General features: G+C 62.7%; 9 protein-coding genes. 6 read left to right on the top strand and 3 right to left on the bottom strand.

Going from position 1 to position 12,612, the window contains the following annotated elements; translation table 11 throughout:
* Nucleotides 1-106: 106 nt before the first annotated feature.
* Nucleotides 107-2,653 (top strand): penicillin-binding protein 1A, encoded by a 2,547-nt coding sequence (locus V3388_RS14940; protein WP_336368379.1) that lies wholly within the window; start codon nt 107-109, stop codon nt 2,651-2,653.
* Between the two features lie 82 nt (nt 2,654-2,735).
* Here V3388_RS14940 and V3388_RS14945 read toward each other — a convergent pair whose 3' ends face one another.
* On the bottom strand, nt 2,736-4,001 hold the full coding sequence (locus V3388_RS14945) for a malic enzyme-like NAD(P)-binding protein (RefSeq protein ID WP_336368380.1): 1,266 nt from the start codon (nt 3,999-4,001) through the stop codon (nt 2,736-2,738).
* Between the two features lie 250 nt (nt 4,002-4,251).
* Nucleotides 4,252-4,473: a 50S ribosomal protein L31 gene (rpmE, locus tag V3388_RS14950; protein WP_336368381.1), complete on the bottom strand. Its 222-nt coding sequence runs from the start codon at nt 4,471-4,473 to the stop codon at nt 4,252-4,254.
* Between the two features lie 224 nt (nt 4,474-4,697).
* Between rpmE and V3388_RS14955 the strand changes: the two genes are divergently transcribed.
* The 5 genes from V3388_RS14955 to hslU all read left to right on the top strand — a co-directional run bounded on the left by V3388_RS14955 (nt 4,698) and on the right by hslU (nt 11,275).
* Nucleotides 4,698-6,878: a primosomal protein N' gene (locus tag V3388_RS14955; protein ID WP_336368382.1), complete on the top strand. Its 2,181-nt coding sequence runs from the start codon at nt 4,698-4,700 to the stop codon at nt 6,876-6,878.
* Between the two features lie 120 nt (nt 6,879-6,998).
* Complete coding sequence (gene argS, locus V3388_RS14960; protein WP_336368383.1) at nt 6,999-8,684, top strand: arginine--tRNA ligase; 1,686 nt, start codon at nt 6,999-7,001, stop codon at nt 8,682-8,684.
* 7 nt (nt 8,685-8,691) lie between these two features.
* Nucleotides 8,692-9,324, top strand: coding sequence for an SPOR domain-containing protein (locus tag V3388_RS14965; RefSeq protein WP_336368384.1), 633 nt, complete (start codon nt 8,692-8,694; stop codon nt 9,322-9,324).
* Between the two features lie 75 nt (nt 9,325-9,399).
* Complete coding sequence (gene hslV / locus V3388_RS14970; RefSeq protein WP_336368385.1) at nt 9,400-9,930, top strand: ATP-dependent protease subunit HslV; 531 nt, start codon at nt 9,400-9,402, stop codon at nt 9,928-9,930.
* A 13-nt stretch (nt 9,931-9,943) separates the two neighbouring features.
* On the top strand, nt 9,944-11,275 hold the full coding sequence (hslU, locus tag V3388_RS14975; protein WP_336368386.1) for an ATP-dependent protease ATPase subunit HslU: 1,332 nt from the start codon (nt 9,944-9,946) through the stop codon (nt 11,273-11,275).
* A 93-nt stretch (nt 11,276-11,368) separates the two neighbouring features.
* On the opposite strand, the gene V3388_RS14980 is transcribed toward hslU, so the two are convergent.
* Nucleotides 11,369-12,610: a patatin-like phospholipase family protein gene (locus tag V3388_RS14980; protein WP_336368387.1), complete on the bottom strand. Its 1,242-nt coding sequence runs from the start codon at nt 12,608-12,610 to the stop codon at nt 11,369-11,371.
* Between the last annotated feature and the right edge of the window lie 2 nt (nt 12,611-12,612).

Consider the following 12,612-nt stretch of genomic DNA (forward strand, 5'->3'; position numbering starts at 1 on the left):
CCCATTCTTGTTTTCAGGAAAAGCATTGTGAGTCCGGCAAGTGTCTCATTCTTCCTAAAGCAATTTCTCAGATGATAGACCTATATCCAACAGTTGTCAGAAAAAAATGTCTCATTTGTTGCGTACATCTCGCCTTTTTGCCTGGTTATTTCTCACCGGCCTGAGTGTCGCGGTTATCACCGTTTCCGGGTTTTATCTTTATCTCCGACCCGGGCTTCCGCCGGTGGAACAGCTGCTGGACATCAAGCTGCAGACACCGCTGCGGGTGCTTAGCAAAGACAACAGATTAATAGCAGAATTCGGTGAAAAGAGAAGGACCCCAATCACAATCGAACAGATCCCTACACTTCAGTTACAAGCGTTCATGGCGGCTGAAGACTCCCGCTTTTATGAACACTTCGGGATCGACATCAAAGGCCTGGCGCGGGCTGCGGTTCAACTGGTCTCCACTGGCGAGATACAGTCTGGGGGCAGCACCATCACCATGCAGGTTGCAAAAAATTACTTTTTGTCACGGGATCGCACGTTCATTCGGAAGTTCAGGGAGATACTGCTGGCTCTTCAGATTGAACGTGAACTGCCCAAAGACCGTATCCTTGAGCTGTATCTGAACAAGATCTACCTGGGCAACCGTGCGTACGGACTGGCCGCCGCGGCCGACGTGTATTACGACAAGCCCGTGAACGAGCTGTCGCTGGCCCAGATGGCGATGCTGGCCGGCCTGCCCAAGGCTCCCTCCGCCTACAACCCCCTGGCAAACCCTGACCGGGCCATGGCGCGCCGGAACTGGATTCTTAGCCGCATGCGGGACCTTGGCTATATCACCGATGATGCCTATGGCCTGGCCATCACCGCCCCCATTACGGCCAGTTACCACGGCATAGACCCCGAGGTGGACGCCGACTACGTGGCCGAGATGGCACGCGCTGAGATGGTGCGCCGTTTTGGCGACAACGCCTACAGCGACGGCTACACGGTGACCCTGACCGTAGACAGCGAGAAACAGAAAGCCGCCACCCGTGCGTTGCGTGACGGCCTGGAAGCGTATGATCACCGGCACGGTTTCCGCGGCCCGATTGGCCATCTGGACACAGACACACTCGCCGCCGAAGACCCGGAAAACCTGATCCTGAACTACCCCATGGTGGCTGATCAGCGGCCGGCGATCACCCTATCGGTGAACGACAAGGCCGGCCAGGCGACTCTTTACGCTCGTGGTCTGGGCACGGTCGTGATGCCGTTCGACACCATGACGTGGGCCCGCCGCTACAAAACCGAAGACCTGAAAGGGCCTGCCCCCGGCAAGCCGTCTGACGTGCTTGCGCCCGGGGACGTGGTATACGTTCACCAACAGCCGGCTGCGACACCCGCTGAGGGCGACATCGACGTGGCCGGCCAGGGCCAGATACAGACTGTGGCTCTCGGGCAAATTCCCCAGGTGGAAGGGGCCCTGATTTCTCTGGACGCCCATACCGGCGCCATCCAGGCCCTCAGCGGTGGCTACAGCTTCAGCCAGAGCAAGTATAATCGGGCCATTCAGGCAAAACGGCAGCCGGGCTCCAACTTCAAGCCCTTCCTCTATCTGAAGGGCCTGGTTGACGGCAAGACCGCCGCCACCATCTACAACGACGCGCCGATCGTGTTTGATGACGACAAGCTGGAAACGTCCTGGCGCCCGGAAAACTCTTCCGGCCAGTTCTATGGCCCCACCCGCCTGCGCGAGGCGCTCTACACGTCACGCAACATCGTGTCCATCCGCCTGCTGCGGGACCTGGGCATCAGCAACGTGCTGGACTTCCTCAAACAGCTGAAGATCCCCACGGACAACATGCCCAACAACCTGTCCCTGGCCCTGGGCAGCGGCCTGCTGGCCCCCATGGACATGGCCCGGGGCATTGCCGTCATTGCCAACGGCGGGTTTGATGTCCAGCCCTACCTGATTGACGAGATCCGGGACGCCCGGGGCGAACTCGTCTACCAGGCGCCGGAAACCATCCTTTGCGACCAGGCCTGCGAAAAAGACCTTGCGGACGAGGCACCCGGGGGCATCGAGGCGACCCCCGGGCCGGCGATCGCGGCCGAGGGCAGCGACGACGTCACCATGGCGACCGCGGACAACGCCAGCAAGACCATTGACCGGACTCACCCTGAGCCAAGGCTCATGCACCGCCTGGCGGACAAGCGGGCCGTGTACATCCTGCACTCCATGATGAAAGACGTTATTCGCAAGGGTACGGGCCGCCGGGCGTTGGTGCTCGACCGCAGCGACCTGGCAGGCAAGACCGGCACCACCAACGACCAGCGGGACACCTGGTTCAGTGGCTTCAATTACCAGCTCGCCACCACTGTCTGGGTCGGCTTCGACCAGCCCACCCCCCTTGGCCGGGGGGAATACGGAGCCAGCACCGCGCTGCCGGCGTGGATCGACTATATGCGGATTGCCTTGAAAGACACGCCGGTCTCGGACATGCCGCGCCCCAACGGCATCGTAAACGTCCGCATCGATCCGGAAACCGGATTGCGCGCCCGTCCCGGCGAGGACGGCATTTTCGAACTGTTCCGCGAAGAGGACGCGCCGCCTCCGCTGGCACCGGAGTCCGAGAATCAGCAAAACGGCGCATCGGATGACGGCGCCTCCCGACAGCTCTTCTGAGCGATCAAACGCCACAAAAAAAGCGCCTCGGGCCGACGGCCCGAGGCGCTTTTTTAGACACAGCGGCTCAGTGAGCCCTCGCTCAGATAATGTCGTCCATGGACTTGAGCGGATAGTGCGCCGGGTACGGGTTGCGGGCAACACCGGAATCCACGGCCGCCCGGGCCACAGCCGCCGGCACCACGTCAAGCAGGCGAACGTCCATCGGCTTGGGAATGATGTAGTCACGGCCGAACTCAAACGACTCAACCCCGTAAGCCTCACAGATTTCCGCCGGCACCGGCTCCTTCGCCAGTTCGCGAATGGCGTTAACGGCGGCAATCTTCATTTCTTCGTTGATGGTGGTCGCACGAACATCCAGCGCGCCCCGGAAGATAAACGGGAAGCCCAGCACGTTGTTCACCTGGTTCGGGTAGTCTGAACGACCGGTGGCCATGATCAGGTCGTCCCGCACGGTCCGCGCCAGTTCCGGGCTGATTTCCGGATCCGGATTGGAGCAGGCAAAGACGATGGGATTCGGCGCCATTTTCTTCAACTGCTCAGCGGTCAGCAGGTTGGCGCCGGATAGGCCAACGAACACATCCGCGCCGTCAATGGCGTCGTCGAGAGTGCGCTTGTCCGTGTTGTTGGCGAACATCGCCTTGTACTGGTTCAGATCATCGCGGCCGGCGTGGATCACACCCTTTCGGTCAATCATGTAGATGTTTTCGGACCGCATGCCGCAGCTGATCAGCAGCTTCATGCAGGCATTGGCGGCCGCACCCGCACCCAGGCAAACGATGGTGGCTTCTTCGATCTTCTTGCCTTGAAGCTCCAGCGCATTGATCATGCCGGCCGCGGTCACAATGGCGGTGCCGTGCTGGTCATCATGGAACACCGGCACGTTGCAACGCTCGATCAGTGCCCGCTCAATCTCGAAGCATTCCGGCGCCTTGATGTCCTCGAGGTTGATACCACCAAAGGTGTCGGCGATCCGCTCAACCGTTTCGATAAACGCCTGCGGGCTCTCGGCCTTGACCTCAATATCAAACACGTCGATGCCGGCAAAGCGCTTGAACAGTACCCCTTTGCCTTCCATGACCGGCTTACTGGCCAGCGGCCCCAGGTTGCCCAGACCCAGAATGGCAGAGCCATCCGAAATCACGGCCACCAGGTTCCCCTTCCCGGTGTAGCGATAGGCGTTTTCCGGATCCTTCGCGATCTCGCGAACCGGCTCTGCAACCCCCGGGCTGTACGCCAGGGAGAGGTCGCGGGAGGTACGGGTCGGCTTGGTGATTTCTACGCTCAGCTTACCCGGCCGCGGCTTGGCGTGATATTCAAGGGCTGCGGTTTTCAGATCTTGAGACATTGCCACTGTTCCGTCTGTCACGTTTATTTATCGGATGGCCGCCAGAAACCCTGACGGAGCGGGCCATTATGTCCCGGCCTCCGACAAACAACAAGTGGACGCTGCGCGTGGTCCGACCAGTCAATACGCCAATGGTTTAATGTCGCCAAGCACGTCACAGAGGGCAATTGGAGCCACATACCGAACAACCAGGCACAAAAAAAGCGCCCGAAGGCGCTTTTTTTGTTCGCGAGCCGGCTGAGGCTCCGGATCAGGCTTTCTTGCCGCCGATCCGACCACCGAAACGCTTGTTGAACTTATCGATACGGCCGCCGGCGTCCATCACCTTCTGCTTGCCGGTGTAGAACGGGTGGCACTGCGAGCAGACGTCCAGCTGCAGGTCGTGTCCTACGGTGGAGCGGGTCTGGATGACGTTACCGCAGGAACAGGTCGCGGTGATGTCAACGTACTTCGGGTGGATACCTTCTTTCATGGCGAACCTCGGTCGGTCATGCCGCTACCAGGTCACGGGCACTAAGGCCGGCGCCGGGCACCGCATGTTTGAATCAAAGTGAGTGGCGAGGCACAATCATGCCGCACCGAAAACAGATCGCGAATCATACTTGCTCTGCACCGGCCAAGCAAGTAGTGGTTCCGATAGGACATTGGTCGATAGGTAGAATTCACAATCCGCCCCTTCCCCTCCGGAGCCACCCCTTGCCCGCAACCGTCCGAATCGCACTGAACCGCCCGCTGAGACGGCTGTTTGACTATGAGCGTCCGGACGGGATGGTGCTAACCCGGGGCCAGCGGGTGCGGGTTCCGTTTGGACGGCAAACGCTGACCGGCCTGGTGGCCGACACCAACGGTACCCCCCCGGAAGGGCTCACGCTGAAACCGGTCAGCCAGGCCCTGGAGCCATGGCCGGCGCTGCCGGACGAAACGGTTGCCCTGCTCCAGTGGGCCAGCCACTATTATCAGCACCCTCTCGGTGAATGCCTGTTTACCGCCATGCCGCCGGCACTGCGCAGGGGCCGGCCGGCGGAGCGGCCGGCCCCGATGGTCTGGCGTTACACAGGGTCCGGAGCCACCCTGCCCGCCAGCGCTCACCGGCAGAAAGCACTGCTGGACTGGCTGAAGGACCAGCCTGGCGACGTCGCCGACAGTACTCTTCGAGCCGCTGGCTTCCAGCGTACCCAGATCGACGCCCTGGCGAACAAGCAGTGGATCACCCGGGTTGACCCGACCGCACCTCAAGCAGCACACGTGGCCGACGCGACCCCGGCTCCGAGCTGTCGGCCGACGCTATCCCCCGCTCAGGCAGAGGCCGCCAGCCAATTACCCGCTGTGAACGCGGGCTTCAGCGCCACCCTGCTTTATGGCGTCACCGGTAGCGGCAAGACTGAACTGTACCTTCATTATCTGAAGACCCACCTGGGCGATCAGGACCAGGCACTGGTGCTGGTTCCCGAAATCAACCTGACCCCGCAGACCGTTGCCCGGTTCCAGAAGTACTTCGGCGATCGGATTGTGGTCTGGCACTCTGCGCTGAACGACACTGACCGCTTGGACACCTGGCTGAAAGTTCGCCACGGGGAGCCGGTCATTCTCGTCGGCACCCGGTCCGCCGTGCTGCTGCCTTTTACCCGGCTGCGCGCGCTGGTGGTCGATGAGGAACACGACACCTCCTACAAGCAGGGCGATGGCTTCCGATACTCCGGCCGTGATCTGGCCGTCTACCGGGCTCACCTGAACCGGTGCCCTGTCATTCTGGGCTCCGCGACCCCGTCCCTGGAGTCCGTCCACAACGCCCGCACCGGCAAATACCGGCTTGTGCGGCTGGAGCAGCGCGCCGGGCCGGCGCGGCCACCCACCCTGTCCCTGCTGGACATTCGCAGCCGCCCCCTGGAAGGCGGCCTGTCCCGTCCGGCCCTGAGCGCGATCCGCGACGTCCTTGCCCGGGGCGAGCAGGCACTGGTGTTTGTTAACCGCCGAGGCTTCGCGCCAGTGATGATGTGCTTTGACTGCGGCCACCTGATGGAGTGCCCCCGCTGCGACAGCCGCCTGACCTATCATCGCCGCGATCGAGCCATGCGCTGCCACCACTGCGACTTCCAGTGCGCCGCCCGGGACACCTGCCCCCAATGCCAGAGTGAACGCTTCAAGCCCGTTGGCCAGGGCACCGAGCGTACCGAGGACACCCTGGCGGAGGCATTCCCGGACACCCCGGTGGTCAGGGTCGATCGGGACAGCACCCAGCGCAAGGGCAGCATCCAGCAGATTCTGGACAAAGTGAACAGCGGTGCCCCCTGCGTATTGGTGGGCACACAGATGCTGGCAAAGGGCCATGATTTTCCAAACGTCACCCTGGTGGTGGTGGTCAACGCAGACGGTGGGCTTTTCAGCGTCGATTTCCGGGCGCCGGAGCAACTGACCCAGACGCTGATTCAGGTCAGCGGCCGGGCCGGGCGGGCGGAAAAGCCCGGCCGGGTGCTGATCCAGACGTGCCACAGCGACCACCCCCTGCTCAGAGCCCTATGCAGTGACGCCTATCTGGACATCGCTGTTCGGCTGCTTGCGGAGCGGGAACAGGGGCTGTTCCCGCCCTTCCGGCACATGACTATCGTACGTGCGGAGGCGGACACCATGGCCCGAAGCCTGGCACTGCTTGACCAGCTCAAACCGCTGGTACCGGCCGGGAACGTGGAGTGCTGGGGCCCCCTGCCCGCCCTCATTGCCCGCCGGGCCGACAGACACCGGGCACAACTGGTCCTACTCAGCCACCAGCGAGGCCATCTGAATGCCGCCCTGAGCGGCCTTTGCCAACACCTGGACCAACAGCGCCTGCCCTCGGCCGTCCGCTGGATGGTGGACGTGGACCCACAGGAGACCGGATGACATCCAGCCCTTTTTGATTACGCTTCGCGTTTCCGCGATAATACGCCCCTCTCAAGTCCTCAGGGTCCAGCGCCCTGGCACCCGACACTCAGCGTTCTGCCATCCGAGTCTGCCGACAGCATGAAAGAGATCGTATCCGAGCTTCTCCAGTCCGCCCTGGCCACCCTGCAATCCGAAGGCGTCCTGCCCCCGGACCAATCGTTTACCCCGCAGGTGGGCAACACCAAAGACAAGGCCCATGGCGACTACGCCTGCAATATCGCACTGGTGGCCTCAAAGGCCGCGGGTTGCCCGCCGCGCCAACTGGCTGAGGCGCTGGTGGCCCGACTGCCCGAGAGCAAGGCCGTCGCACAGGTGGAGATCGCCGGACCGGGATTCATCAACTTTTTCATGAGCACCGCCAGCGCTTTTGAAGTGGTGGAAACCATCCTCTCAGAGGCGGACCGGTTTGGCCGCAACACGGCCGGCCAGGGACAAAAAGTGCAGGTGGAGTTCGTGTCCGCCAACCCGACCGGCCCCCTGCACGTGGGCCACGGCCGGGGTGCCGCCATCGGCGACTGCCTGTGCCGGCTACTGGACGCCAACGGTTATCAGGTCACCCGGGAGTTCTACTACAACGACGCGGGCGCCCAGATCAACAATCTCGCCCTGTCCGTTCAGGCGCGGGTCCATGGCCTGACACCGGATGACGAACGCTGGCCCGCCGACGGCTACCGTGGCGACTACATCGTGGACGTGGCCAAGGCTTACCTGGCCGGCGAGACGGTGACCGCCGACGACCGAGAGGTGACCGCTAAAGCCGACGCGGACGACCTGGACGCCATCCGCGACTTTGCCGTGGCGTACCTGCGCCGGGAGCAGGACCTGGACCTCAAGGCTTTCGGTGTGCACTTCGACGTGTACTTCCTTGAATCCTCGCTGTACGAGAAAGGCGAAGTAGAGGCCACCGTCGCGCGGCTTCAGGAAAATGGCTATACCTACGAGCAGGACGGCGCGCTGTGGCTGCGCACCACGGAATTCGGGGACGACAAAGACCGGGTGATGCGCAAAAAAGATGGCGGCTACACCTACTTCCTGCCCGATGTGGCTTACCACCTGAACAAATGGCGCCGGGGCTTCACCACGGTCATTAACGAACAGGGGGCCGACCACCACTCCACGGTGACCCGTGTCCGCGCCGGCCTTCAGGCCCTGAAGGCCGATATTCCCCAGGGCTGGCCCGATTACGTGCTGCACCAGATGGTGATGGTGACCCGCTCCGGACAGGAAGTGAAAATCTCCAAGCGGGCCGGCAGCTACGTCACCATCCGCGACCTGATTGACGAAGTGGGCCGGGATGCCACCCGCTACTTCCTCGCGGCCCGCCGCGTGGACTCCCAGCTGACTTTCGACATTGATCTGGCCCGTTCCCAGACGAACGAGAACCCGGTGTACTACATCCAGTACGCCCACGCCCGCATCTGCAGCGTGCTGCGTAAACTCGCGGATGAAGGGGTTAGCCGGGGCCGGAATGAGTGCCTGGGCAACCTGGAACGTCTGACCCTGGATGAGGAGAAAGAGCTGGCCAACCAGCTCGCGAAATACCCGGAGCTGGTGGCCAACGCCGCCAGCCAGCGTGAGCCCCACCACGTGGCCTACTACCTGCGGGAGCTCGCCGGCCAGTTCCACACCTATTACAACGCCCACAAGGTGCTGGTGGACGACACCGACCTGCGGGATGCCCGGCTGAGCCTGTATCTGGCGGTTCGCCAGGTGCTGGCCAACGGTCTCGACCTGCTGGGCGTGAGCGCGCCCGAGGAAATGTAGGCACCCCATGGCCCAGGATTACGCCCGCAAATCGCGCAGCGGCCGCGCCGCCGCCACGCCCCGCCGCGACACGACATCGCGTCGCCCAACGCCACAGCGAAGCGCGTCGCGATCCCGCGCGTCTGCGCCCGTCAACAACCAGCGTGGCGGACTGTCCCTGAAATGGATCGTGGCGCTGGCGGCCGTTGGCGGGTTTATCGGGTTTATTGTCTACCTCAACTCCCTACCGGTGACGCCAGCGCCCACCCGCGCAACGGCGTCGGCGCCGGAAACCCAACCAGCGCCAACCACCGCCGACGACAAAAAGCCCACGTTCCGGTTCTATGACATGTTGCCGGAATCGGAAGTGGTGCCGCCGCAGGTGGAAGAATACAGCCCGCCCAAAACGTTCACGCAGTATGACTACATCGTTCAGTCCGGCTCGTTCCGGGACCGGGCCGATGCGGAGCGCCAGCGCGCGCAGATCGCCTTCCAGGGCCTTCGCGCCAGCATTCAGCGGATTGAAACCGACTCGGGATCGGTCTGGTTCCGGGTCAACGTCGGCCCCTTCAGCGACCGCAGCAAGATGAACGCCGCCGTCGACAAGCTCGTTACTCTGAGCATCTCGCCGTTGGTGCGCAAAATCCCTAAGGAAGGGTAACCATTACCTCCCTTGAAAAGCCTCCGCCCGTCACCATTTAACTGGGAAACCATTTATTCGGTAACGGGAGCCCTCATGACTACCATTCTTTCCGTCCGGCGGGACGACGAAGTCGCCATGGGCGGTGATGGCCAGGTAACCCTGGGCAACACCGTCATGAAAGGCAACGCGCGCAAAGTTCGCCGGCTCTATAACGGCCAGGTCATTGCGGGCTTTGCCGGCGGCACCGCCGACGCGTTCACCCTGTTCGAGCGCTTTGAGGCGCAACTGGAGAAACACCAGGGCAACCTCACGCGGGCGGCGGTGGAACTGGCCAAAGACTGGCGAACCGACCGTGCCCTTCGCAAACTCGAGGCGTTGCTCGCCGTCGCGGACAAGACCGCCTCCCTGATCATCACCGGCAATGGCGATGTGGTGGAGCCGGAAAACGGCCTGATTGCGATCGGCTCCGGCGGTCCTTATGCCCAGGCGGCCGCGCGGGCGCTGCTGGAGAACACCGAGCTGTCGGCCCACGACATTGTCGACAAGGGCCTGAACATCGCCGCGGACATCTGCATCTACACCAACCAGAATCGCACCCTCGAAGTGCTGCCCATCAAAGCGTGATTCGGAGCCCGACATGTCAGCCATGACGCCCAGAGAAATCGTCCACGAGCTCAACAAACACATCGTCGGCCAGGAGGAGGCCAAGCGCGCGGTGGCCATTGCCCTGCGCAACCGCTGGCGCCGGATGCAGCTGGATGCCAGCCTGCGGGACGAAGTGACGCCCAAGAATATCCTGATGATTGGCCCCACCGGCGTCGGCAAGACCGAAATCGCCCGGCGTCTGGCCAAGCTGGCCGATGCGCCCTTCCTTAAGGTGGAAGCCACCAAGTTCACGGAAGTGGGCTACGTGGGTCGCGACGTGGAATCCATCATTCGGGACCTGGCCGATATGGCGGTCAAGATGCTTCGGGAACAGGAAAAGAAGCGTCATGAATACCGGGCCGCGGATGCGGCAGAAGATCGCATCCTGGATGCCCTGCTGCCGCCGCCCCGCGACTTTAGCGAAGACAGCCAGCGTACCCGGGACGACTCCAGCACCCGCCAGCTGTTCCGCAAAAAGTTGCGGGAAGGCGAATTGGACGACAAGGAAATCGAGATTGACTTGCGCAGCACCGGCGCCGGGGTGGAGATCATGGCCCCCCCGGGCATGGAGGAGATGACCAGCCAGCTGCAGAACATGTTCTCCAGTCTGTCTTCGGACAAGCGCAAAACCCGCAAGCTGCGGGTGGCGGATGCGCTAAAGCTGGTCAAGGATGAGGAAGCCGCCAAGCTGGTGAACGAAGAGGACATCAAGCAGAAATCGGTCCAGGCAGTGGAGCAGAACGGTATCGTTTTTATCGACGAGATCGACAAAGTCGCCAAGCGTTCGGAAAACACTTCCTCGGACGTATCCCGGGAAGGCGTCCAGCGCGATCTGCTGCCCTTGATCGAAGGCAGTACCGTGAGCACCAAGTACGGTACCATCCGGACCGACCACATCCTGTTCATCGCGTCCGGCGCCTTCCACCTGTCCAAGCCGTCCGACCTGATTCCGGAGCTGCAGGGCCGCCTGCCCATCCGGGTGGAACTGCAGGCGCTGACCCCCGAGGACTTCAAGCGAATCCTGACCGAGCCGGACGCCTCCCTGGTGCAGCAGTATATCGCGCTGATGAAAACCGAGGGAGTGAGCCTGACCTTCTCCGATGAGGCCATCGCCCGCATCGCCGAGGTGGCCTGGAAGGTCAACGAAACCACCGAGAACATCGGCGCTCGACGCCTGCATACGGTGCTGGAGCGGCTGCTCGAAAGCCTGTCCTACGATGCCGGTGACCGGGTTACCGATGGATTCGAGGTGACCGCTGAGTATGTGGAGGAGAAGCTTGGGGAGCTGTCCGAGGACGAGGACCTGAGCCGCTACATTCTCTGAGTGCGTGCGGGGCCTTGCCCTGGAACGAAAACGCCGGCCTGCGGGCCGGCGTTTTTTGTGGGCACATCGGCTTATCGATACGCCCTCCAGCCGCTACTGGGCGCGGGAAAACAACTGGGTGACGTTGTCAATGCCCGCTGCCAGGCGGCCCCTGGGGGACGAGCGCTGGCGGCCCCGGGCCACGTACAGCGGCAGCATTTCGCCATAGAGGCTGGTGCTGATGGTGCGCTGGGTGTCTTCCAGGCGATCCCGGCGCAGCCGAATGCCATAGCGGGACAACACCGGCTCCAGCTCGTCCGCACGGGCCAGCAGATCACGGCGGGTCATCTGATAGGCGTGCTCACACACCATACGCCGGCTGCGAAAACTGAATACGTTGGACAGGAACAGCTTGGCGTCGTCCCGGGTCGGTTCAAACAGCAGGATGTCCTTGTCCGGATAATCCCGGCCATATTGGGCAATGCCGGACTGCATACGGGAGTACACCATCGTGCGGAACATCTGGGACAGCAGGTTCGGCAGGCCCGAATGGGTCAATTCCCCCGGCTGCATGGAGCCGGCCCGGACCGCGGCGCTGGCATCAATGGGCACCTGCGGATTCACCGCCAGCACCAGGTCAGCACCGTCTTCGAACGCGACGGACGCGTGCAGGCCCTTGCGCAAGGTGCCATCCACGTAATACCGGCCGTCGATGTCCACCGGCACATACAGGCCCGGCGACGCGGTGCTGGCCTGAATGGCCCGAGAAATGGGCACATGATCAAACCCCGGCGCGCCAAAACAGACGGCGTCGGTGCTTTCCACATCCGTGGCCACCACGTAGAGGCTGCGGCGCAATTCCCGGAAATCATTGGTGCGACCCAAACTGGTGAAGGCCCGCGTCAGATAGTCGTGCAGACCTTCGTTATCGAACAGCCCCGCCGGCGCCGCCTGGGCCAGGATGGTGAGCGCCTCCAGAAAGCTCTGATCGTAGGGGTTATTGGCAAACCGCCTCAGCGCCGTGGTAACCAGGCCCGGCACCGCCAGCAGCCGGGCGCCGATTTCCCGGAACGCCGGCCGGTAGAACACGTCCGGATGGAACGGATGCACCTCGGCTTCGTTGCGCACAAAAATCCGGCACAGCTGGGCGGAGGTCATCTGATTGGCCAGGTTGGCCGCCACAAAGGAACCCGCGTTGACGCCCACATAGACGTCCAGATCGTTGAAATCGAGGCCATCTAGCGCTTCATCCAGCGCCCGGAGTGCGCCAATCTCGTAGATGCCGCCAAGCGGCCCGCCGCCGCCCAGGGCCAGGCCAATCCGGGGCCGAGCCGGTTGTCGGGAATCCTGCACCATGG

Source organism: Marinobacter sp. C2H3 (genome assembly GCF_037080155.1).
In the GTDB taxonomy this organism is placed as follows: Bacteria; Pseudomonadota; Gammaproteobacteria; order Pseudomonadales; family Oleiphilaceae; genus Marinobacter.